Origin of the sequence: Pseudobutyrivibrio ruminis, assembly GCF_015057245.1 — a bacterium.
In the GTDB taxonomy this organism is placed as follows: Bacteria; Bacillota; Clostridia; order Lachnospirales; family Lachnospiraceae; genus Pseudobutyrivibrio; species Pseudobutyrivibrio ruminis_E.
Window position 1 is genome coordinate 56,798 of sequence record NZ_SVET01000001.1, and the last position, 23,017, is coordinate 79,814.

General features: G+C 37.3%; 22 protein-coding genes. 2 read left to right on the forward strand and 20 right to left on the reverse strand.

Going from position 1 to position 23,017, the window contains the following annotated elements:
* The first annotated feature begins 53 nt into the window (after window positions 1-53).
* Window positions 54-1,112: a ribonuclease H-like domain-containing protein gene (locus E7274_RS00320; RefSeq protein ID WP_304172782.1), complete on the forward strand. Its 1,059-nt coding sequence runs from the start codon at window positions 54-56 to the stop codon at window positions 1,110-1,112.
* On the opposite strand, the gene E7274_RS00325 is transcribed toward E7274_RS00320, so the two are convergent.
* From E7274_RS00325 to E7274_RS00415, 19 genes are all read right to left on the reverse strand, one after another.
* A complete protein-coding gene (locus E7274_RS00325) occupies window positions 1,109-1,882 on the reverse strand; it encodes a CheR family methyltransferase (RefSeq protein ID WP_304172784.1) in 774 nt (257 codons plus the stop codon). The genes E7274_RS00320 and E7274_RS00325 overlap by 4 nt on opposite strands.
* Before the next feature lie 160 nt (window positions 1,883-2,042).
* Window positions 2,043-3,161: a 30S ribosomal protein S1 gene (gene rpsA / locus E7274_RS00330; protein ID WP_304172785.1), complete on the reverse strand. Its 1,119-nt coding sequence runs from the start codon at window positions 3,159-3,161 to the stop codon at window positions 2,043-2,045.
* Entirely contained in the window at window positions 3,149-3,994 is an 846-nt protein-coding gene (ispH, locus tag E7274_RS00335) for a 4-hydroxy-3-methylbut-2-enyl diphosphate reductase (RefSeq protein WP_304172786.1), read from the reverse strand. The genes rpsA and ispH overlap by 13 nt, the downstream gene beginning before the upstream one ends.
* A gap of 11 nt (window positions 3,995-4,005) precedes the next feature.
* Window positions 4,006-4,662, reverse strand: a complete 657-nt coding sequence (cmk, locus tag E7274_RS00340) for a (d)CMP kinase (protein ID WP_304172788.1) — start codon at window positions 4,660-4,662, stop codon at window positions 4,006-4,008.
* Window positions 4,663-4,685: 23 nt separating this feature from the next.
* The gene (locus E7274_RS00345; RefSeq protein ID WP_304172790.1) at window positions 4,686-5,915 is read right to left on the reverse strand and encodes an NAD(P)/FAD-dependent oxidoreductase; all 1,230 of its coding nucleotides are present in this window, start codon (window positions 5,913-5,915) and stop codon (window positions 4,686-4,688) included.
* The gene (locus E7274_RS00350) at window positions 5,915-6,829 is read right to left on the reverse strand and encodes a MurR/RpiR family transcriptional regulator (protein ID WP_304172792.1); all 915 of its coding nucleotides are present in this window, start codon (window positions 6,827-6,829) and stop codon (window positions 5,915-5,917) included. The genes E7274_RS00345 and E7274_RS00350 overlap by 1 nt, the downstream gene beginning before the upstream one ends.
* A 92-nt stretch (window positions 6,830-6,921) precedes the next feature.
* Window positions 6,922-8,340 carry an oxaloacetate decarboxylase subunit alpha gene (locus E7274_RS00355; RefSeq protein ID WP_304172794.1) on the reverse strand — a complete coding sequence of 473 codons (1,419 nt, stop codon included), beginning with the start codon at window positions 8,338-8,340 and terminating at the stop codon, window positions 6,922-6,924.
* Between the two features lie 35 nt (window positions 8,341-8,375).
* Window positions 8,376-9,524, reverse strand: coding sequence for a sodium ion-translocating decarboxylase subunit beta (locus E7274_RS00360; RefSeq protein WP_033154166.1), 1,149 nt, complete (start codon window positions 9,522-9,524; stop codon window positions 8,376-8,378).
* A gap of 14 nt (window positions 9,525-9,538) precedes the next feature.
* On the reverse strand, window positions 9,539-9,895 hold the full coding sequence (locus E7274_RS00365; protein WP_033154167.1) for a biotin/lipoyl-containing protein: 357 nt from the start codon (window positions 9,893-9,895) through the stop codon (window positions 9,539-9,541).
* Between the two features lie 18 nt (window positions 9,896-9,913).
* Complete coding sequence (locus E7274_RS00370) at window positions 9,914-10,639, reverse strand: OadG family protein (RefSeq protein WP_304172796.1); 726 nt, start codon at window positions 10,637-10,639, stop codon at window positions 9,914-9,916.
* 18 nt (window positions 10,640-10,657) lie between these two features.
* A complete protein-coding gene (locus E7274_RS00375; RefSeq protein WP_304172798.1) occupies window positions 10,658-11,992 on the reverse strand; it encodes a carboxyl transferase domain-containing protein in 1,335 nt (444 codons plus the stop codon).
* 201 nt (window positions 11,993-12,193) lie between these two features.
* Window positions 12,194-12,766, reverse strand: a complete 573-nt coding sequence (scpB, locus tag E7274_RS00380; RefSeq protein ID WP_304172799.1) for an SMC-Scp complex subunit ScpB — start codon at window positions 12,764-12,766, stop codon at window positions 12,194-12,196.
* A gap of 20 nt (window positions 12,767-12,786) precedes the next feature.
* Window positions 12,787-13,542: a segregation and condensation protein A gene (locus E7274_RS00385; protein WP_304172801.1), complete on the reverse strand. Its 756-nt coding sequence runs from the start codon at window positions 13,540-13,542 to the stop codon at window positions 12,787-12,789.
* 154 nt (window positions 13,543-13,696) lie between these two features.
* Window positions 13,697-14,902, reverse strand: coding sequence for an NADP-dependent isocitrate dehydrogenase (locus E7274_RS00390; RefSeq protein WP_304172803.1), 1,206 nt, complete (start codon window positions 14,900-14,902; stop codon window positions 13,697-13,699).
* Window positions 14,903-14,973: 71 nt separating this feature from the next.
* Window positions 14,974-17,379, reverse strand: coding sequence for a leucine--tRNA ligase (gene leuS / locus E7274_RS00395; protein WP_304172805.1), 2,406 nt, complete (start codon window positions 17,377-17,379; stop codon window positions 14,974-14,976).
* An 88-nt stretch (window positions 17,380-17,467) separates the two neighbouring features.
* The gene (locus E7274_RS00400; RefSeq protein ID WP_304172807.1) at window positions 17,468-18,667 is read right to left on the reverse strand and encodes a helix-turn-helix domain-containing protein; all 1,200 of its coding nucleotides are present in this window, start codon (window positions 18,665-18,667) and stop codon (window positions 17,468-17,470) included.
* Between the two features lie 110 nt (window positions 18,668-18,777).
* A complete protein-coding gene (locus E7274_RS00405) occupies window positions 18,778-19,593 on the reverse strand; it encodes an endo alpha-1,4 polygalactosaminidase (protein ID WP_304172808.1) in 816 nt (271 codons plus the stop codon).
* Window positions 19,580-20,812, reverse strand: coding sequence for a hypothetical protein (locus E7274_RS00410; protein ID WP_304172810.1), 1,233 nt, complete (start codon window positions 20,810-20,812; stop codon window positions 19,580-19,582). Before E7274_RS00410 ends, E7274_RS00405 begins: the two co-directional genes overlap by 14 nt.
* Before the next feature lie 21 nt (window positions 20,813-20,833).
* A complete protein-coding gene (locus E7274_RS00415; protein ID WP_304172812.1) occupies window positions 20,834-21,553 on the reverse strand; it encodes a DUF3592 domain-containing protein in 720 nt (239 codons plus the stop codon).
* Between the two features lie 119 nt (window positions 21,554-21,672).
* Between E7274_RS00415 and E7274_RS00420 the strand changes: the two genes are divergently transcribed.
* On the forward strand, window positions 21,673-22,641 hold the full coding sequence (locus tag E7274_RS00420; protein WP_304172814.1) for a tRNA dihydrouridine synthase: 969 nt from the start codon (window positions 21,673-21,675) through the stop codon (window positions 22,639-22,641).
* On the opposite strand, the gene E7274_RS00425 is transcribed toward E7274_RS00420, so the two are convergent.
* A complete protein-coding gene (locus tag E7274_RS00425; protein ID WP_049960262.1) occupies window positions 22,635-22,901 on the reverse strand; it encodes a zinc-ribbon domain-containing protein in 267 nt (88 codons plus the stop codon). The genes E7274_RS00420 and E7274_RS00425 overlap by 7 nt on opposite strands.
* Window positions 22,902-23,017 lie beyond the last annotated feature (116 nt).

The window sequence follows — 23,017 nt, forward strand, 5'->3', positions numbered from 1 at the left end:
ATGAAAAATTTGTGTATAATTTAATGAAAAAAATTTATAAAGCGAGTTATATTATGGAAATAATAAAAAACACTTATGAATTAGATAACTTAAGCTATGCAATCGACAAATATTTTGATAAAACCACACTTTTCTTTGATATTGAGTGTACAGGCTTATCTCCTAGGAAATCTTTTATTTATTTAATTGGATATGCTACAAGAAATGATAATTCTGTCACTATCACACAGCTATTGGCAGCTAACGAATCTGAAGAAATCGAAATAATTACTGAATTCGAAAATGTAATGGCGAGTTATGATAATCTACTAGGATTTAACTCCACACGATTTGACGAATCATTTATCCTAGAACGATGTAGAAAATACAATTTCAACACCAAGATTAAATCTAAGAATCATATGGATATGTATTTAAAAACAACAAAAGCCAGATGCCTTCTAGATTTACCAAACTATAAGCAAAAAACTATCGAGCAATATTTAGGGTTAAATAGAGATGATAAATATAACGGTGGCGAGCTTATTCCTGTATACGAAAAGTATTCTCTCACCGGTGATCTAGAATCCAAAAACCTTATTCTTCTTCATAATTATGAAGACGTTCAAGGAATGATTTATATAACTGATATTCTGACTTATCCAGATTTATTTAATTCGCAATTACGATATGTTTCTCATGAATTGGAAGCCGATAAACTCAGATTTATTGTTGAAACAGATATTATAATTCCAAATTCAATAAATAAACAACGAGATTACGGCCTATATATCATAAAGGACAACCGTATATACGTTACGCTTGATTTGTTCAACGGAGAACTGCTCACTTTCCTGCCTGATTATAAAAACTATTATTATCTTATAAACGAGGACATGATAATACCTAAATCATTAGGAGAAAGCATGGATAAAAACAGCCGTCGTCCTGCTAAAAAACAGGATTGTAAGGTAAAAAAAGAAGGGCAATTTCTTGCCCTTCCTGAAAAAATCGATATTGGAACTACTCGGATATTCAAACCTTCGTATGAGGCAAAAGAGGCATTTGTAGATGTCAATGACATTACTCCTAATCTGCTATTGAAGGTTGTTAGATACATGCTTAAGCATTAGTTCTTCTCGTAATAGAAAGAGTAACGACGCTTATATCCAAGATCTTTGTAATTAATAACCTGCTCTGTAGAGCCAATAAATAGAATGCCACCAGGACGAAGTGATTTGCAGAATTTGTCATATACTTCGTCCTTTGCTTCATCTGTGAAATAAATCAATACATTTCGACATACAATCATATCATAGTTTGTAGGATATGAATCGCGAAGCAAATTATGCTCTTTAAATTCTACACACTTCTTTATCTCTTCACTAATCTGGAACGAATTTCCAACTGGTGTAAAATATTTCTTTTTTAAATCTGCAGGAACGTTAGCAATACTCTTGGCATTATATAAGCCAACCTTTGCAGTTGCGATAACCTGTTTATCAATGTCTGTGGCAAGAATCTTAATCTTGTTAAGAGGAAGATGCTGTGATAATGCCATTACTAACGAATATGGCTCATCTCCAGTAGAACATGCAGCACTCCAAATCTTAAGATTCTGGCCAGAATGTTTCATTAATTCTGGAATGAATTCTTTTGTAAGAAGGTCCCACTGCTCTGGATTTCTATAGAACTCAGAAACATTAATGGTAAGGAAATTTACAAACTCATCAAAAACTTCCTTATCACTCTTTAAAAGTGCAACATAATCGTGATATTCCTTACATTTATGTTTTGTTACAAGAGAATCTATACGTCTACGCATCTGTTTCTCTTTATAGGAACTTAAATCGATTTTAGTGAGATCATAAACCTCTTTCTTGAATCCATCGTAATTCTCCATGCAATCTTCTCCTATCTATATAATTTATATCCTTCTGTAACTCGTAATAGATACATTATATACATCATTTGTGTATTTATTGTTATTTTTCTAAGAATAATTTCACTCTAAAAGAAAAAAGGTCTAGATTTAAAACCTAGACCTTAAAATAGCCAACGAATTATTCTTCTGTAGCAGCTACTTCTTCGATATTTACATCTGCAACATCTGCATCATCAGAAGCTTCTGGCTCAAGAAGTGCCTTTATAGAAAGGCTAATCTTCTTCTCAGCATCGTTGAATTCAACAACCTTTGCTTCGATATCCTGACCAATTGTAAGAACATCTGAAGGTTTTTCAATACGATCCTTAGAAATCTGTGATACGTGAAGGAGTGCATCGATTCCAGGAGCAAGCTCTACGAAAGCACCAAAGTCCTTCATACGAACTACTTTACCCTTTACTACAGAACCTACTGCATACTTATCTGCAGCGCCATTCCATGGATTCTCGTCATCGAACTTGCAAGAAAGAGCAATTTTGCCATCCTTGATTTCCTTAACGAATACTTTGATTTTATCGCCAACGTTAAGAGTCTTTGTAGGATTCTCAACACGGCCCCAGCTCATCTCTGAGATATGGAGAAGACCATCAGCACCACCTAAATCGATGAATGCACCGAAGTCTTTAACATTCTTAACTGTTCCTTCGAATTCCTGTCCAACAGCGATCTTAGCCATAAGCTCTTCCTGAGCCTTTGCTCTATCAGCAACAAGAAGTGTCTTTCTGTTACCAATGATTCTACGACGCTTTGGATCGAACTCTGTGATTACAAAGCTGATTTCCTGACCCTGGTACTTTCCAAGATCCTTTTCATAAACATCTGATACGAATGAAGCTGGAATAAATACTCTAGCCTCATCAACAACAACTGTAAGGCCACCCTTAAGAACCTTATCAACTGTAGCTGTAAGAACCTCTCCACTTTCAAAAGCTTCTGCAAGTCTTTCGTTGCCCTTTTCCTGAGCAAGTCTCTTGTATGAAAGAAGAACCTGACCTTCACCATCATTTACCTTGATTACGATAGCTGATAAAGGATCACCAACTTTAACTACAGTAGTAAGATCGACGTTTGACTCATTTGTGTACTCTGAACGTGTTATGATACCATCTGACTTGTAACCGATATTTAAAACGATTTCATCTGGCTTTACGCTAATAACAGTACCGTCTACTACCTCTCCATTGTGTATAGTTTTAAATGATTCCTCCAACATTTGTTCAAAACTCATTTCTGACATTTCTTTTGAACCTCCTCGATAATATTGTTTGGGGTGGATGCCCCTGCGGTAATACCTACACTTTCAATGGAACTAAGGTCAGATGGCTGGAAATCATCAGCCGTCTGTATATAGTAAGTATTGTTGCATCGTGTTTTGCATATTTCGTACAACTTTTGTGTATTGGATGAATTTTTACTTCCAATAACAAGCATAGCATCGACCTGTGACGCAATGTCAAAAGCCTCAACCTGCCTTTTATTAGTCGCATCGCATATTGTATTCAAAACAATAATATGATAACCTTTTTGCTTTATAATTTCAACTAATTCTTGAAATTTATTGTGGTTAAAGGTGGTTTGAGAAACAATACAAATAGTATCATGAGAATTAACTGAAAAGTCTTTAGCGCTTTGCTCTCCTGAAATGACAGTATATTTATCTCCGTTAATCCATCCAACTATACCTCGAACCTCAGGATGATCAGGATTTCCAATGATTACAATGTACTCACCATTCTTAGAATGTTCATCAACTGCACGATGAATCTTTTTTACAAATGGACATGTTGCATCAATAACATTGTGACCAGCAGCCTTCAAACCTTCCTCAACAGCTTTTGTGACACCGTGAGAACGAATTATAACAGTTCCTGGTTTATAATTTTCATTAGAATCCTCTTCCATAACCTGAACGCCATGACTTTCAAAGTCTTTTACAACTTCTTCATTATGGATAATAGGGCCATAGGTATAAAGTGGAGAAACTCCCTCTTCTATTTGTTTGTTTACAACATCAACAGCTCTTTGTACTCCAAAACAAAAACCTGCAGATTTAGCTAAGATTACTTCCATATAAAATACCTTTATTTACATAAATCTATAATTGCAGCAACTACTTCATCAATAGTCATATCTGAGCTATCAACTAATACTGCATCGTCAGCCTGCTTCAATGGGCTTATCTCTCTATGAGAGTCTCTGTAATCTCTCTCTTCGATATCTTTTGCGATCTGATCAAAATCAGGATTTGCACCCTTAGCTTTAAGCTCATCAAAACGTCTCTTTGCTCTGCACTCAACAGATGCTGTAAGAAATACCTTAACATCAGCATTAGGAAGAACTACAGTACCGATATCTCTTCCGTCCATAATTACGTCTGTAGTTTTAGCAAGCTCCTGCTGTAAAGCAACAAGCTTTGTTCTAACTGCAGAGTAAACAGAAGTTGCACTAGCCATATTGCCAACCTCTTCTGTTCTGATGAGACCTGTAACATCCTCGCCATTAAGAATTACATGCTGAGCACCGTCTTCATATTTAATAGAAACAACTATTTCATCTACCTTTTCAGAAATAGATTTCTCATCGTCAGAAGCGATACCTGCTCTAAGGAAATAAAGTGCCATTGCTCTATACATAGCACCAGTATCTACATATACATATCCTTTCTTTGCCGCAACAGCTTTTGCTATTGTAGATTTACCTGCTCCTGCAGGTCCGTCGATTGCAACATTCATTGCCATAATATATATCCTCCGTAAATTAATTAAATACTAAGTCCAGCAAGATAACCTGTAGACCATGCTATCTGAAGATTGAATCCACCTGTAAATGCATCCAAATCCAGAACCTCTCCAGCAAAAGAAAGGCCATTTATATTTTTACATTTCATAGTGGATGGGTCAATATCCTTGACGCAAACTCCACCCTGAGTGACAATTGCTTCTTTGAATTCTCTCAGTCCTGTAATAGTAAAAGGGAAATTCTTAAGGAGCTTAATAATATTGTTTCGCTCTTCCTTGGTGATTGAGTTGATCTGTCTATTGTCATCGATATCTAATAATTCGATAAAGACAGAAACCATAGATGAAGGAAGAAGTCCTCTAAGAACGGAACTAAGATGCTTATTCATATTGTCATTAAAGTCCCTAAGTATTCTGGCATCCAACTCCTCAACAGAAAGCGCAGGCTTCAAGTCGATAAAAGCATTAAGCTTACCTTCGCTCTGTAAAGTCTTTCCGATAATAGAGCTGGCAGAAAGCACCAGCGGGCCGGAAACACCAAAGTGAGTGAATAGCATTTCACCGAAATTATCATAGAGCTTTTTCTTTCCATTATATATAGAAAGATTTACATTTTTCAAAGAAAGGCCCTGCATAGACATAACATAGTCTTCTTTTACATTAAGCGGAACTAAAGCCGGTCTTGTATCGGTAACACCTATACCGATTTTTTTAGCCCAGCGAAGACCATCACCTGTAGAACCGGTGGTCTGATATGAAAGCCCTCCCGTGCAAACAATAACATGGTCAGCCCTTAACTGAGTTTTATCCTTAAGTGATACTCCAACAGCTGTATCATTTTCTATTATTATATTAGAAACTTCCGTGTTAAGAAGAATTTTTACATTGTATTCATCAAGACCGTTTTTTAAGGCCTTCGTAATATCTGAAGCGTGGTCTGAAACTGGAAAAGCTCTATTTCCTCTTTCGACTTTTGTCTCAGTGCCATGCATATCAATAAAGCCAATCATAGCATCGGAATTGAAGGTATACAGTGCACTGTATAAAAACTTAGGATTGCTAACGACATTCTTGAAGAAATCTGTTTCATCGCAGGCATTGGTGAAATTACATCTACCCTTGCCTGTTATATAAATCTTTTTTCCAAGCTTTTCGTTTTTTTCTAACAATGTGACTTCATGACCACACATGCCAGCAGCATAAGCTGCCATCATGCCGGCAGCTCCGCCGCCAACAACAATAACTTTACTCATTAAAAATCTCCTGAATAATTCATTTTAATAGAATCATCCACCAAATCTATTTCATCATTTTCGTAGAATTGATAATCATTCCAAATGTTTTCTATCATATCTAAATTGTTTGCAACCGTAGCTTGATTACGATTACAAAGCTCAACGATTAACGCATTTATAACAGACAAAGGAGCCACTAGCGAATCTACTACATAATGCATTCCGCTTTCTGCAATAAGATTGCAAGAACTGTAAAGGTTCATAGGGGAATGAATGGAATCTGTAATAGTAACAACATTAGCTCTTCGATTATTTGCAAACTCCAAAGCCTTCAATGTACGCATTGAATAGCGTGGGAAGGAAATACCAATGATACAATCCTCCTCACTAATATGAATCATCTGCTCAAAAAGCTCAGAAGTAGAGCTTGTTTGAAGATTAATTACATTATCAAATATCATATTTAGATAAAATGCTAAAAATGAAGCCAATGGCGCGCATGTACGCAAGCCTACGATGTATATTCTTCTGGCACTATTAATTGCTTCAACTGCATTTTCAAAAGCAGCTTCATCAATGGACTCCATGGTGTTTTTAACCTTTAAAGCATCTGCGGATAATACAGAACGCAAAACTCCATTTTGCTCGATGCCTCCATTTGTAAGCTCAATTCTATCTGTTGTATTGAGCTTTGTGCGAACCATTTCTTCTAATGCTTGCTGGAACTCTGGATAACCTTTATACCCAATAAAAGAAGCAAAACGAACTACCGTGGATTCAGATACACCGATAATATCCCCTAATTTAGCAGCAGTAAGAAAAACAGCCTTATCAAAATTATCAATAATATAATTTGCAAGAAGCTTTTGTCCCTTTGACATTCTGCCATAATTTTCATTAATTTTTGATATTAAATCAGTTGTAGTAGCCATAAATACTCCTTTTACTAATCATTGAGATATTTATTATACTATGCAAAAAAAGGCAATGCAAGAAATCTTGCATTGCCTCATCAATGTTGAAATTAAACTGGATAAGCTTTATTTTCCTTATCTGCCTTTGCAGGATCAATCTTTGTCTGCTGAGCTTCACGATACTCGAAGAACTCTGTAGCAACCTTTGGGAATAATGCATATGATAACACATCCTCATCCTGCTGTTTCCATCTAGCACATTCCTCTTCAAACTTCTTAAGTCCTGGCTCAAGTAAGTCTGCTGGACGGCATGTGATAGCTTTATCTTTGTCATCACCAAGTGCCTTCTCTACAACCTCTGGGTTGAAAGGCTTAACTGTCTGACCGTATTTTCCAAGGAGAATATCCTTTGTCTGCTCTGTAACAACCTTGTATCTCTCACCCATAAGAACATTGAATACAGCCTGTGTACCAACAATCTGAGAAGAAGGTGTAACAAGTGGTGGCTCACCAAGATCCTTACGTACACGTGGTACTTCTTCAAGAACCTCACGAAGCTTATCTTCCTTGCCCTGCTCTTTAAGCTGGCTGATAAGGTTTGAAAGCATACCGCCTGGAACCTGATAACGAAGTGTGTTGATGTTTACGCCAAGTACCTTTGTTGACATAAGGCCACTCTCGATGCACTCTTCTCTGTATGGTCTGAAGTAATCAGCAATTTCTGAAAGAAGTTCCTGATCAAATCCTGTATCATAAGGTGTTCCTTCGAATGCTGCAGCCATAACTTCTGTTGCAGGCTGAGATGTACCAAGTGCGAAAGGTGAAATTGCGCAGTCGATAATATCACAACCAGCTTCTACAGCCTTTAGGTATGTCATACTAGCAACACCTGATGTGTAGTGAGTATGAAGCTCGATAGGAAGGCTTGTAGATTCTTTTAATGCTGAAACAAGCTCTGAAGCCTTAGCTGGAACAAGAAGACCAGCCATATCCTTGATACAGATTGAAGATGCACCCATATCTTCGATACGCTTTGCAATATCCTTCCAGTAATCAAGTGTATAAGCCTCTCCAAGAGTGTATGAAAGGGCAACCTGTGCATGTCCTTTCTCTTTGTTTGTAGCATTAACTGCTGTCTGAAGGTTTCTGATATCGTTAAGGCAGTCAAAAATACGAATGATATCGATACCATTTGCAATTGACTTCTGAACGAAGTATTCAACAACATCATCTGGATACTGGCTGTATCCTAAGATGTTCTGACCTCTAAAAAGCATCTGAAGCTTTGTATTCTTAAATCCATCACGAAGCTTTCTAAGTCTATCCCATGGATCTTCCTTAAGGAAACGAAGACATGCATCAAATGTAGCACCACCCCAGCACTCTACTGCGTTATATCCAACCTGGTCCATTTTATCAATGATAGGAAGCATAATTGAGGTAGGCATACGTGTTGCTATAAGAGACTGATGTGCATCACGGAGCACTGTCTCTGTAATTTTAACTGGCTTTGGACTAATATCTGCCATTTGTAATTCCCTCCTGAATAATTAATATGTAAGAACTAAACACCGAAAATTGCCATAAATACACCGGCTGCAACGGCTGTTCCGATAACGCCTGCTACGTTAGGTCCCATAGCGTGCATAAGCAAGAAGTTTGTAGGATCCTCTTCTGCACCAACCTTCTGTGAAACACGGGCTGCCATTGGGACAGCAGAAACACCTGCTGATCCAATAAGTGGATTAATTTTTCCGCCAGTAACATGGCAAAGAATCTTTCCGAATAATACACCAGCAGCTGTACCAAAAACGAATGCAACAAGACCAAGAACAACGATCTTGATTGTAGCTGGATTCAAGAATGCTTCAGCTGATGTAGAAGCTCCTACTGATGTACCAAGTAAAATAACTACAATGTACATAAGAGCATTTGATGCTGTCTCTGTAAGCTGATTTACAACACCTGACTCCTTGAACAAGTTACCAAGCATAAGCATACCAACAAGAGGAGCTGTTGTAGGTAAAATCAAACATACAATAATTGTAACAACAATTGGGAAGAGAATCTTTTCAAGCTTTGATACAGGTCTAAGCTGTGCCATCTTGATTGAGCGCTCTTCTTTTGTTGTAAGTGCCTTCATAATTGGTGGCTGAATGATTGGAACAAGTGACATATATGAGTATGCTGCTACAGCAATAGGTCCCATAAGCGCTGACTGTCCAAGTTTACCAGCCAAGAAAATAGATGTAGGTCCATCTGCTCCACCGATGATTGATACAGCAGCTGCTGCCTGATCTGAGAATCCTAAAAGGATTGCAAGAAGGTAAGCTGTGAAAATACCAATCTGTGCTGCAGCGCCAAGCCAAAAGCTTATTGGATTGGCGATAAGTGGACCGAAATCTGTCATAGCTCCAACGCCCATGAAAATAAGCGAAGGAAGAATTGAATACTCATCAAGAGTATAGAAATAATAAAGCAAGCCGCCTACACCATTAGATGTTTCCTCTGGTGATGCAATAATGTCAGGGTAGATATTAACCAACAACATACCAAATGCAATTGGTAACAAAAGAAGTGGTTCATAACCCTTTTTGATTGCAAGATAAAGGAAAACACAGGCAACCGCTATCATGACAAAGTTTCCCCAAGTCAAATTTGCAAATGCAGTTTGACCGGCGAGATTTAACAATGTCTCTCCAACGTAACTCATGTGTAATCCTCCTATTAGTTCATAGTTGCAAGTAATGCACCAGCCTCAACCTGCTGTCCTTCGTTACAATTGATTGATGCAACAGTACCATCCTGTGGTGCAACAACAGGTGTTTCCATCTTCATAACCTCAAGTACTACTACAGGATCACCCTTCTTTACTGCTGTACCAGCTGCAGCTGCAATCTTTACAACCTTACCAGCTGCTCCAGCTTCGATTTTAACACCGCCTGCAGCGCCTGTAGCAACTGGAGCTGGTGCTGCTGCCTTAGGTGCAGCTGCAGGAGTAACTGGGGATACGCCAGAACCTCCCTTATCTTCTACAGTAACATCATAAACTGTTCCATTAACAGTGATTGTATAATTTTTCATGGAAAAATCCTCCTAATTCTAATGTCTTTTCTTGATAGAACGAACTACAAACGAATCTGTAGAAGCTCCTGTACTAGCAGCGATTGCTGCGGCAATTACAGCTACAAGCTGTAAATCATCTGTTTCGTTTTTAACTGGTGCAGGTGTCTTGCTAACAACTGGAGCAGCCACAGCACCCTCTTTCTTTTCTTTAGATTTCTTTTCAAGCTTTGGAATAATTTCAAAAAGCTTGATTACACCAGACATAACAATAAGCATAATGAATACAATCAAAATACCCATAACTGTATTCAAACCGGCTTTTTGCATTGTCTCCCCTAAAGTGTATACTGGCTCGATGTTCATTGCTGTTGGAGTAGATGCATCTAAAGTGCTGTATACAAATGTCATCTTTAAATCTCTTTTTGAGTAATCTCCAACAAGTGTTGCAGTGATTGTCTTGCCAGATTTTTCGACATTAAATTCGCCGATGCCAACATATTCATTGGCCTCATCATAACAATCCTTGTAATCCTCAAGAAGTGTTACAAGTGTTGCACCATCTTCATATGACGAAATATATGAAATATTGTAGTCAATTGCTGCTTCATCAAGTGTTGAAAGCTGTGTTAACATACTAGACAATTCTGATTGGTAGTCAGCTTCTGTACGACCACCTAAAGTATCGTCCTTTTGACCGCCACACGCCATCAAACCAAGAGCAAGCGCTAAGGTGCATAAGCAAATCTTTAATTTATTTTTCATATGTTCACCTTCCTGCTCTTAAAAGAACATTTCAAATCCTGCAATAATATATTTTCTAGCATCTGCCATTGAAACTATTCTATCGATATGTCCGTGAGCAGCTGCTGTAAGGGCACTATCCTGAAGCTCAGCATAATCTTTCTCGATTGCTGCAGCATCTGTACCATTATCTGCAAGAATTTTTGCAGCCTTAGAAGCTTCCATTGCTCCAACAGATGTGCTATCAAAAGCGTAAACTAAATCTGCACCAAGTGACTTTGAATTCATAAGTACATATGGTGTGCCATAGCCCTGCTTTGTAATAAGGTTAATCTTTGGAACACTAGCATCTACAAAGCGCTGTGTCATTTGAGAAAGAGCTCTTGGAAGTCTCTTTTCCTGACATGTGCATGATTTGAATGCTGCAACATTTGTAATTGAAAGAACTGGGATTTCATACATATCACAAAGATCTACGAAATCAGCTGCTTTCTCACAGCCAGCAGCTGAAAGAACTGCCTCACCATCAATCTCTCTATTACCAACAACGCCGATAGTAACACCATCAAGCTTAATAAGACCTGTTACCATTTCCTTGGCAAAGCCAGCCTTAAGTTCAACAAACTGTCTGTTATCTGCAAGCTCTGTTGCAACTTCAGCTGCATCTGTAAGCTTGCTCTCAAGACCTTCTGCTGCTCTATTAAGATCATCACTTGCTTCTACGATATCGTTTGGAATCATAGAAATAACCTGTCTCATAGATGAAACAACCTCTGCAAGTGAACCATGCATGTCAACTGTACCAGCCTCTTCAAACTGGAATTCTGCTGAAGAAGTATCGCATTTATCAGAACTGTTTCCAGAAATTGTATCTGGTGAGTTAATGAAAAGCTTTGCTCCATCAACCATAAATGTGAAATCTGCAAGTGCAGGTAATACTGAAAGACCTCCACCACAGTTGCCAGCTACACAAATAAGCTGTGGAATAACCCCTTTAACATCGGCAGCTCTTTCAATAACAGAACCAAGTGCCTCAAGTGCATCAAATGACTCCTGAAGACGAACTCCGCCGCAATCAATAAAGCCAATTACTGGTGCACCAACCTTAAGTGCCATGTCGTATACAGAAAGAATCTTTTTAGCGTGCATTTCGCCAATTGTGCCACCCAAAACATCGGCATTCTGGCTAAATACGAATACTAAAGTTCCATCCACAAGACCATGTCCGATAATTACTCCGTCTGATGGTTCCTTTTTCGCATCAAGGTTAAAATCAGTGTTGCGACTTGTTACTAATGACTGAAGCTCAACAAAGCTGTTGTCATCAAGTAACGCGTTAATTCTAGCCTGAGCCTGACTTAAATCATTACCCATCTTATACCTCCATTTATATAAATTATTTCAAAATTTCTCGCAAGTTTAATGATAACCATTTTTATCACCCATTTCAATGCGAATGTGTTAAAAAATTGTCATAAATTTATGAAGAAAAGATTGGTCATTATTTTCCTTGAAAAATAGGCATAAAAATAGCCAATCCAAAGAATGGATCGGCTATATAAAATACATGTAAAATTAAATGGTAACTTCAACATTATTTGCTTCGTTTTCGGCCTCGATTTTGAACTCTTCTATTTGGGTTTGAGATAACTCTGGAAGCTCCTCAATTGAGCTTACTCCAAACGAGCGAAGGAACTCTTCTGTAGTACCAAAAAGCATAGGTCTACCAGGCGCATCAAGACGTCCAAGCTCTGTACAAAGACCAAACTCAACAAGCTTGGAAACAGCAAAGTCGCAGGAAACACCACGAATCTTTTCGATTTCAGATTTAGTGATAGGCTGCTTGTATGCGATGATAGAAAGAGTCTCAAGCAAAACATCAGTAAGAACATATTTCTTAGGCTGTTTTGCTATACGAATAAGATATTCGTAAATATCAGGGCTAGTACACATCTGGTATGCCCCATCAATTTCAGTAATTGTGATACCTCTGTTCTGCTCTTTGTAGCTGCTTTTTAATGACTCAATAGCCTCTACAACTTGTTTTTCATCTATTTCAAGAGCCTTTGCGATTTTAGATGGCTCAACAGTGCCACCCATTGCAAAAAGTATACCCTCAACTATGTTTTCGATTTCTTTTAATTCCATAATACCCCTTCAAAAGCTGTCTAGGCAGCAATCTTTGATTCTATAAGAATATCTGTAAATGTATCTTCCTGAGTGATGTTGATTTGACCAGCCTTCATCATCTCTAAAATGCAAAGGAAAGTAACAATAACCTCTGTCTTTGAATGAGCTTCCTCAAGAAGATTTCTAAAACTAAATGTATTGTGAGCCTTAGCAAAAGCAATGGTCCATTCCATTTTCTGCTCTAGGCTAACTTCTTCTTTTTTGATTTTACCGAATGTAGAACGAATTGGATCTCGACGGTTATCCTGTCTCTTTAGAACCTGGTTAAAAATATCATTGAGCTTGTTAAGTGTCAAATCACTCATAAGCTCCTCTAAATCAACTGGCTGCTCATACTTTAGGACTTCGTCAGGAATAGTTGGCTCCTTGTAAAATACAAGGCTAGCATCCATCTGTCTATCCCTAAGCTGGTAAGAAATTGTTTTGTACATTTTGTATTCCAACAACTGCTGTACCAATTCTGCACGTGGGTCCTCAGCTTCCTCTCCATCCTCTTCTTTTTCTTCACGAGGGAGAAGCATACGACTTTTGATATCCAAAAGAGTTGTTGCCATAAGCAAGAACTCGCTCATGACATCCAAATCACTTTGTTCCATCGCACGGACGTATTCCATATATTGATCAGTAATCTCTACGATTGGAATATCGTATATATCAACTTTATTTTTATCTATCAGGTGAAGAAGCAAATCCAAAGGACCCTCAAACGCCTGAAGCTTAACATTCATCTCCAAGTTATCTCTCCCTATAGTCCGTCTGTTACGCCTACAGACTCATATAAATAATAAAAAATGGTCTCGTACGCCTAGACCACGTATGAGACCATTATAAAAGACTATATTGTGCTTGTCAACACGATATACCACTATATGTAGTTGTCAGATAATTTTAAAGTAACTCTAAAGTCTTGCGGATTTCAATGATGAAATCACGTGAATTAAGGACTGTTGGGTTTTCGATAGATGTGATGAGAGCTAAATCCTTTGTCATCTTACCATCTTCAATCGTTTTGATGCATGCTTTCTCAAGCTTATCAGCAAATGCAGAAAGCTCAGGAATATTGTCTAATTCACCGCGCTTTCTAAGAGCACCTGTCCAGGCAAAAATGGTGGCCACAGAGTTTGTTGATGTCTCCTCGCCTTTTAAATGCTTGTAATAGTGGCGCTGAACAGTACCGTGAGCAGCTTCATACTCATAGTAGCCAGCTGGTGAAACAAGTACTGATGTCATCATGGCAAGTGAACCAAATGCTGATGAAATCATATCACTCATTACATCTCCATCATAGTTCTTACAAGCCCAAATGAAACCGCCTTCAGATTTCATTACACGAGCAACCGCATCATCGATAAGTGTATAGAAATATTCGATTCCTGCCTTATCAAATGCGTCCTTATAATCTTTATCAAAGATTTCCTGGAACACATCCTTGAATCTATGATCATATTTCTTTGAAATAGTATCCTTTGTAGCAAACCAAAGATCCTGCTTTGTATCTAAAGCGTACTTAAAGCAACTATGAGCAAAGCTTTCGATAGAATTATCAAGATTGTGCTGTCCCTGAACAACACCAGGACCATTAAATGTATGAACAAGAGAACGCTCTTCTGTTCCGTCTTCAGCTGTGTATACAAGCTCAACTTTTCCAGCTCCTGGAATTCTCATTTCAGTGTTCTTGTATACATCACCGTAAGCATGACGAGCAATTGTAATAGGCTTTTTCCAAGATTTAACATTTGGTTCGATTCCTTTTACAACAATAGGAGCTCTGAATACTGTACCATCAAGGATTGCACGAATTGTACCATTTGGACTCTTCCACATTTCCTTAAGGTTGTATTCAGTCATGCGTGCTGCATTAGGAGTGATTGTTGCGCACTTAACAGCAACTCCATATTTCTTTGTGGCTTCAGCTGACTCCACTGTAACTTTGTCGTCTGTCTCGTTTCTATGCTCTAAACCTAAGTCATAATACTCTGTCTTCAAATCAATAAATGGAAGCAAAAGCTCATCCTTAATCATCTTCCAAAGGATACGAGTCATCTCGTCGCCATCCATCTCAACCAAAGGTGTCGTCATCTGAATTTTGCTCATACATTATCTCCTTAACCCAGTCCGCCAGTAGCTATCAAGCTACTGGCTCAATTAACAATCAAATTACAGTACTACTTTACCACGAGGTTTACGATTTTGTTTGGAACGTAAATCTCTTTAACAAGGTTCTTGCCATCGAGAGCCTTTGCTACATTTTCGTCAGCCTTTGCAGTTGCAAGAGCTTCATCCTTATCGCATCCGTTAGGGATTGTGATTGTAGCCTTAAGCTTTCCATTTACCTGAACAGCGATTTCAATTGTAGATTCCACAATCTTCTTAGGGTCATATTCTGGCCACTGTGAAAGTGAGCAGTATCCTTCACCGCCAAGCTCAGCGTACATTTCCTCGCAAAGATGAGGAGCAAATGGGCAAAGAATCTTTACAAGAAGTATAAGGTTATCCTTTGTGATATGACCTTCAGCAACAATATCATTAAGAAGTCCCATCATCGCAGCAATAGCTGTGTTGAACTTCATAGCTTCGATATCTTCTGATACCTTCTTGATTGTCTTATGAATACCTGTTTCAATCTTTTCGCTATTTGCTTCATCTGTAACGATGTCAGTAAGACCTGCAAATCTCTCAAGGAATCTCTTACATCCACGAACTGAAGCATCTGACCAAGGAGCAGCTGCGCCGTAGTCGCCCATGAATAATACGTATGTACGAAGTGTATCGGCACCGTATGCATCTACGATATCAAGTGGATCGATTACGTTTCCACGTGACTTAGACATCTTCTGTCCATCCTCGCCAAGGATCATACCCTGAGCACTTCTCTTCTTGTATGGCTCTGGAGTATTAACAACACCAAGGTCATAAAGGAAGTGATGCCAGAAACGTGAGTAAATCAAGTGACGAGTAACGTGCTCCATACCACCGTTGTACCAATCTACTGGCATCCAGTAGTTGAGCTTTTCTCTAGCAGCAAATTCGTTGTCATTATGTGGGTCGATGTAACGAAGGAAATACCAAGAAGAACCAGCCCACTGAGGCATAGTATCAGTCTCACGCTTTGCAGCGCCGCCACACTTAGGACATTTGCAATTTACAAAGCTTTCTACTCTAGCAAGTGGAGACTCTCCATCTGTACCAGGCTCAAACTTCTCCATTACAGGAAGTTTAAGTGGAAGCTCCTCATATGGAACTGCAACATCGCCACATGTAGGACAATGTACAATTGGAATAGGCTCACCCCAGTAACGCTGTCTGTTAAATGCCCAGTCTTTCATCTTGAACTGAACACCAGCCTTACCGCAGCCTTTTCTTTCAAGCTCCTGAATCATTCTATCGATTGAGTCCTTTTTGTTGTTAAGACCATTAAGGAACTCAGAGTTAATCATGTTTCCTTCGCCTGTGTAAGCTTCTTTTGTAACATCTCCACCCTCAATAACAGGGATGATATCGATACCAAACTTAGTAGCGAAATCCCAGTCACGCTGATCATGAGCAGGAACGGCCATAATAGCGCCAGTACCGTAGCCCATCATTACGTAATCTGAAATGAATACAGGAATCTTCTTTCCTGTGATTGGGTTGATTGCATCGAAGCCCTCAACACGAACCCCAGTCTTGTCCTTTGAAACAAGCTGTGTACGCTCAAACTCAGACTTCTTCTGGCACTCTGCTCTGTAAGCCAAGATAGCGTCCATGTTAGAAATCTTGTCTGCATATTTATCAATATATGGATGCTCAGGAGCAATAACCATAAATGTAACACCGCAAAGTGTATCTGGACGTGTTGTGTAAATCTCAAGCTTATCTTCGATTCCTTCAAGTGTGAAGTTTACGAAAGCACCCTTTGATTTACCAATCCAGTTAACCTGCTGCTGCTTGATATTCTCTGGGAAATCAAGACCATCAAGTCCCTGAAGAAGCTTATCAGCGTACTCTGTAATACGAAGATACCAAACGTCCTTTTCCTTCTGGATAACATCTGTATCGCAGATATCACATTTACCACCCTGTGAATCCTCGTTTGAAAGTACTACCTTACAATGTGGGCAGTAGTTAACAAGAGTCTTATCTCTGAAAACAAGGCCCTTCTCGAACATCTTAAGGAAAATCCACTGAGTCCACTTGTAGTAGTCCTCCTGTGTAGTGTCGATTGTACGACTATAATCAAAAGAGAATCCTACACTCTTAAGCTGAGTAGTAAATTTCTTGATATTGTCATCTGTAATTTTTCTAGGATGAGTGTTTGTCTTTACAGCGTAATTCTCTGTAGGAAGACCAAATGCATCAAAACCGATAGGGAATAATACATTGTATCCCTGCATTCTTCGCTTTCTAGATACTACCTCAACTGAAGAATAAGCCTTGATATGTCCAACGTGCATACCAGCACCAGATGGATATGGAAACTCTACAAGACCATAGAATTTTGGCTTATCAGAACCGTCAACAGCTTTGAAAATCTCGTCCTTTTCCCAAGCTGCTTGCCATTTTTTCTCAATAGCTTTAAAGTTATGTTTCATTTTCTCACCTCGTAATCTATACAACTAACCGAAATTATAATAAAAGCTGTAGAGTTTTGCAATGAAAACATCTACAGCTTTTTAATAATTATCGCTCTTGTCCTGTGGTAACACGGCCTTCTTCCTCGGGGTCATACCCTGTCCAAATGTCGTCACCAAAATTGTAATAATAAATGCTAAATCGCTCTAATGAATTACCTTCAAAAACATATGAAGATAAATCTTTCAATAAATAGTCTTTATATTTTACCAGATGCCCTCCATTAATAAGGCTATCTGGATATGATAGATATACATAAACAATTTTATTATCATCGTCATCAAGTAACGCATACTCATATACACTACTATGACCATCAGATGCAATATACGCAGGATAATTATAAGACTCCTCGTCATACAAAATCTCGTTTATGTGATAGTCACTATCTTCCTTGATAGTGTCATAGATAGTACATCTAATTTCAGATAAACGTTCTACTTCCTTATCATAATTCTCATCTGTATACGTGGCCTCTAAAATTATGTCGCCATCTGTATCAAAAAGCCCTGTTTTAAGAAAATACTCATAGTCTGAGGATAACATATCAGATACATCGTCAGGAAATATTAATAAACTACTGTTTATATCTCCTCCGTATTCCTCTAATATGTATTCTTTATCATAGTTTTCAATTCCCGTTTTATGTACATAAGGTTGCGACATTTCATAAAAGCAAAGAACATATATAAATAAAAATACAAGAATAAATCGCAAACTAAATATAGCAAGAACACCTACAATAACTTTTACAACTAGACCAAAATGCTTTTTCTTCGCCAGCTTTTGCAAAATGCCATTAGTATACAAAGTGGTTATTGCCATACCAACAAAGCCAAGAAAAGAAAATAGAATTGCCAATGCTCTCATAAAATTGGGCTCATAATTAATACATTGAAGCGCAATTGCAAGAGTAAGTAAAAATGTCCCTGTTAAACTAAAGCCTCTTACCCAATTAAGCAGGTTAGTCTTTTCAGCATCTGCATAATCAGCCATTTTTTCAGCAACATCATGTAATTCTTCATTCATCATATCGCTTTTTCTTTCACCTTCAATTATCTCGCGAACGTCTACATCAAAAAAGTCAGCGATTTCTACCAGCAAAGATATATCTGGTAAATTACTTCCAGTCTCCCATCTTGATATAGTTCTTGAGCTCACATTGAAAACCTGGGCAAGCATTTCTTGAGTCATTTGTTTTTCATTTCTAAGTTGTTTTAAAAACTTGCCAATTTTCTGTTGATCCAAAGTGAATTTCCTCCTTTCGTTGATAATTGAAGTATAAAATACAAGCTAAAAATTAACAGGACACAAAACGAGAGTGCCCTGTTTTAAGCCATTAGACAAGGTTGTCTAATTTATTTTAATTCAAGCGAATGTGATATGTATGGGATATAACCCATTTTGCTAGCATAGTTATATGCCTCTTCTTCTACCTCGGAATCATTTGTATATTCCAGTACATATGCATCTTTATTATCATCCAAGACCATATTTAAGTAATCGCTAAAATACTCTCTGTCTTCATCGGTATTAACACTAAAGGAATCGTTTTCCCAATCAATGCAAGTGTAAACACTCTCCTGATTAACACCATCTAAAATAGCATCCAAAGAATAATAGCGATTATAATACTCGGTTACATAGGAATCCCCGCCGTTAATAAGAACATATCCGCCTTTATCTTTTAAATCCTCCAGTATGTTTGATACACCAGAAAAGATTTCTTCTGTAGGATACTGATAATAAACATCGCAATTATCTACAAAAAATCCATCGACGCCCTTATCCATAAGTTCATCGGCCTTGGCGGAAATAAACTGCTGCCATTTTTCCTGAGAAACATCAACCCACTGTTCATCCTCCCAGTTTTCATATGTTCCTAGAGTTATATCTTCATAATCGCTGTAATAATCTCTAAAATTCTCTATAGAACCTATATTAAGATACGTATAAACGATATGACCATCAACTTGTAAACTTGAAATCTCTTCAGAAGAATAATACTGAGCATCAATAACAATTGTAGATGGTAAATCTCTGTCCTCTAAATCCTCAGGATTAGCCCCTATGTATACGCCATATTCATGGGAGGGCTCAATGCTGCCACAGCCAAGAAAACATAATAATGTTGATAAGCAAACAGAAATAATACAAATCTTACTGAACTTCATCTATGTAATATACCTCTACACCCAAAATATCTTTTGCAATATATAATCTTAGTTCATCCTCATAACCTTCGGTGGCCAGATAATATATTTCATCCGAAACACTCATTTCTTCTTCAGTAAATGACTCTGAATCAACTGTCAGATAATGAGTATCTGGACCTCTGTTACTATGATGTATTTCAGCATCTACAATAGTTAACTCTTCCTCAGATTCAACTTGCGCTGTAACTACAGATATTGAATCTGATAAAAGCCATCCGCTATATACTCCAAGAATTGCCACACAAACATAAAAATATTTTTTATATTCTCTTTCTTTTGGAAGAACGCCAAACAGTAAAGTGACAATAACAGCAAAGCAAATAATTTCAATCGTAAATACGGTATAATTCACATGATTAATATTCAAAAATACCTTTAACAAACCAAACAAAGATGCAACAGCTGCGCACCAGATAGGAACTTCACCCGATGCATACATACTTTTATCATAATTAGTTTTGTCTTTATGCTCGAAAACCATGTAATTTCTGAATATTATAAAGTATACCCATGCTACGAGTATGCAAATAATATAAATCATGCAGAATAATTTGGTGTCAATAATCAAAGAAATACAAGGCACTGCAAACAGAAGAAATCCTAAAACATAATTTACATTTTGAAGAATCTTAACTTTATTTCTTCTTGATTCTTTTTCTTCTTTAGTGATGGTTTTGTCTGTAGACCAATTGTCTTCTACGAAATAATCTCCAACTGATTTATTAGCATCCTCTTGGATACGAGCATCTACTTCCTCTGCACTGGAAATCTCCTCGGCAAATCTTCTGGCGTTTACCATATTAAGTTCAAGACCTACAAGCTTTTTTCCTTCGTAATCATATAAAACAATACATTCATCCTGTGGTGAAAGCTTAACTGGACGAATTTCATATCTGGCAATATCAGCTCTACTGAAGCTCTTAGATAAACCTATAAAAGGTGTATATAAATATTCTCTTCCTTCTTTAATGACATATAATCCACGTCTGAAGTAATCCAATAATATAAGTCCGCCTAAAAGCGCTACTATTATAGCAGCTCCAAAACATACTGACTGTCCATTTTCAGGACTTATAAATAGGCCTAGAATAGCTAATCCAATTGCAACTATCTCAACAAAAATACCCAAACCTATAACGATACCAGACTCATGTACTTTATAATCATATTCTGTCATTGAACTATATCCTCCCGCATATTAGGTGTAATCTCTTACCATGTCTGCAGCCTTATCTACAGCATCTACGTAGTACTTTTTGAAATTATCAGGATCCACATAAATATCAATGGAATCTCCGGTCTTGTAGGAATCCCATGGATTGAAATCTAAAGTATCACTCTTAAACTTATAAATATAACCGTCTGTAGGATTCTTATACTTGCAATAAATTCTAAAAGGATGTCTACCATTAATTGTTATGCTGTAATCCTGCTCCATAGATTCGATTTCACCATAAATATGCTGGCCACGTTCCAGCAATCCTGCCTTCTTTTTCTTGTTAAGAATACTAACAATAAGAATAATGTAACCAATTAAGGCAAATAGTCCTCCTAAGCCAACAAACATCAAAGTAAAGAATAAATCACCGTCGCTGGTATGAACATCTGTAGGGTTATCAGGGTCAATAAGCAAATCTATTTCTTGCCCCTCATACATACTACTTGAATAGAAATCCAAGTGGACATCCTCGTAATATTCTCCGTCAAATTCAAACGAAACAAAAACATCATAATCAGTTTCATCTCCACGATCATCAACGATGATATTGTCAATTACACCATTCACTTCAACTGCGGATTCTTTAAACTGAGACGATTTTACATTTGTCATAATTCCAACGATAATTAAAATCGTTCCCACTAGCGCAAATATACCGCCAAAGATAGCCATAAAATACTTTGTCATAAACTTATTCATAAATATATTCCTCCCGTTAAACAAAATATATTTTCGTATAATACTTAAAAGAATTCAAGTATTGTCATATAAAAATTTATTCTATTGCAATTCCTACATGTGCCTAATAAAATACCCATATGAAGAAATTATATTTAGCTCCACTTGAGGGCGTAACAGACAGCATTTATAGAAATACTTTTTGCAAATATTATGGCGGCGTAGATAAGGTTTACACCCCATTCATATCTCCTAATTCTACTTTTAAATTTACAACAAGAGAATTCAAAGATATTGATCCTGATAAAAATGATGTCAATATCACCGTTCCTCAATTATTAACCAATAACGAAGATCATTTTTTATGGGCAGCTGCTGAAATAGCAGCTTTAGGCTTTAAAGAAATCAATTTTAACCTTGGTTGTCCAAGTGGTACTGTAGTTGCCAAGAAAAAAGGTTCAGGACTTTTGTATTACCCTGAGGAATTGGATATGATGCTTGATAGCGTCTTCAATAGACTTGAAACAGAATGTGCAATCAAAAATGCTAAGGTACCAAATATTTCAATTAAAACTCGCCTTGGCAAGGTAGAACCAGAAGAATTCTATGAAATACTTGGTATTTATAATAAGTATCCTATTTCAGAATTGACTATCCATCCAAGAATTCAATCAGATTATTATAGAGAGCCAATCAAAATGGAATTCTTTGATTATGCAATGGCAAATTCCAAACACCCTATTGTATACAATGGAGATTTAACCTCAGTAAATGATATAAAGCTTATAGAGGAAAAATATCCCAACGTAAATGCGATAATGCTTGGACGCGGTTTGATTTCAAATCCAGAATTAGCGTCAAACTACAATAATCAAATAGATAACCAAACTATTGATTTAGATACATTCAAAAAGTTCCACGATGAATTGCTAAATCAATATATTGAAATCCTTTCAGGTGAAAAGCCTGTATTACACCGTATGAAAGAGTTCTGGTCTTTCTGGCAATCAAATTTTAATAACTGTGAAAAAGCAATCAAAAAAATCAGAAAAGCAAACAAAATCCAGGAATACAAAGATTACGTTGCTCTTCTGTTAAATAATTACTGATTAACTGCTATAGCTTCTGGAGCTACAATTGCTTCTTTAGCTATAGCTTTTGTTATAATTCCACCTCTTTCGCAGATTGGGCAAACCTCATAATATGTTGACGACAACGGAAGAACCGGAACAAAGAATAATGTAAAATACAGCCTATTTCTTACAATCTTGTAATGGGAAACATTGTTACAATGTGGACATTTGTACAACTGACGATTGTCTACTCCCATCTCTTTATTCATTCTTCTGGTACCAAATAAAATTAACATAACTTTTCTCCTTTTAATTGTTTATCTAGGTAGTATATTAATACTTACTATACGTAAAGTCAATACTAAAGTTGCAATTAACTACTAAAAAAGAGGCTACCATTCGGTAGCCCCTT

What these genes read in the sequence shown, in the direction of transcription:
- E7274_RS00370 (WP_304172796.1), bottom strand. Translation starts at nt 10,639, where the DNA reads ATGAAAAATAAATTAAAGATTTGCTTATGCACCTTAGCGCTTGCTCTT.
- E7274_RS00390 (WP_304172803.1), bottom strand. Translation starts at nt 14,902, where the DNA reads ATGAGCAAAATTCAGATGACGACACCTTTGGTTGAGATGGATGGCGAC.
- cmk (WP_304172788.1), bottom strand. Translation starts at nt 4,662, where the DNA reads ATGGCAATGAATGTTGCAATCGACGGACCTGCAGGAGCAGGTAAATCT.
- scpB (WP_304172799.1), bottom strand. Translation starts at nt 12,766, where the DNA reads ATGGAATTAAAAGAAATCGAAAACATAGTTGAGGGTATACTTTTTGCA.
- leuS (WP_304172805.1), bottom strand. Translation starts at nt 17,379, where the DNA reads ATGAAACATAACTTTAAAGCTATTGAGAAAAAATGGCAAGCAGCTTGG.
- E7274_RS00345 (WP_304172790.1), bottom strand. Translation starts at nt 5,915, where the DNA reads ATGAGTAAAGTTATTGTTGTTGGCGGCGGAGCTGCCGGCATGATGGCA.
- E7274_RS00415 (WP_304172812.1), bottom strand. Translation starts at nt 21,553, where the DNA reads ATGAATAAGTTTATGACAAAGTATTTTATGGCTATCTTTGGCGGTATA.
- E7274_RS00405 (WP_304172808.1), bottom strand. Translation starts at nt 19,593, where the DNA reads ATGAAGTTCAGTAAGATTTGTATTATTTCTGTTTGCTTATCAACATTA.
- ispH (WP_304172786.1), bottom strand. Translation starts at nt 3,994, where the DNA reads ATGGAAGTAATCTTAGCTAAATCTGCAGGTTTTTGTTTTGGAGTACAA.
- E7274_RS00365 (WP_033154167.1), bottom strand. Translation starts at nt 9,895, where the DNA reads ATGAAAAATTATACAATCACTGTTAATGGAACAGTTTATGATGTTACT.
- E7274_RS00350 (WP_304172792.1), bottom strand. Translation starts at nt 6,829, where the DNA reads ATGGCTACTACAACTGATTTAATATCAAAAATTAATGAAAATTATGGC.
- E7274_RS00325 (WP_304172784.1), bottom strand. Translation starts at nt 1,882, where the DNA reads ATGGAGAATTACGATGGATTCAAGAAAGAGGTTTATGATCTCACTAAA.
- E7274_RS00420 (WP_304172814.1), top strand. Translation starts at nt 21,673, where the DNA reads ATGAAGAAATTATATTTAGCTCCACTTGAGGGCGTAACAGACAGCATT.
- rpsA (WP_304172785.1), bottom strand. Translation starts at nt 3,161, where the DNA reads ATGTCAGAAATGAGTTTTGAACAAATGTTGGAGGAATCATTTAAAACT.
- E7274_RS00375 (WP_304172798.1), bottom strand. Translation starts at nt 11,992, where the DNA reads ATGGGTAATGATTTAAGTCAGGCTCAGGCTAGAATTAACGCGTTACTT.
- E7274_RS00320 (WP_304172782.1), top strand. Translation starts at nt 54, where the DNA reads ATGGAAATAATAAAAAACACTTATGAATTAGATAACTTAAGCTATGCA.
- E7274_RS00360 (WP_033154166.1), bottom strand. Translation starts at nt 9,524, where the DNA reads ATGAGTTACGTTGGAGAGACATTGTTAAATCTCGCCGGTCAAACTGCA.
- E7274_RS00410 (WP_304172810.1), bottom strand. Translation starts at nt 20,812, where the DNA reads ATGACAGAATATGATTATAAAGTACATGAGTCTGGTATCGTTATAGGT.
- E7274_RS00425 (WP_049960262.1), bottom strand. Translation starts at nt 22,901, where the DNA reads ATGTTAATTTTATTTGGTACCAGAAGAATGAATAAAGAGATGGGAGTA.
- E7274_RS00355 (WP_304172794.1), bottom strand. Translation starts at nt 8,340, where the DNA reads ATGGCAGATATTAGTCCAAAGCCAGTTAAAATTACAGAGACAGTGCTC.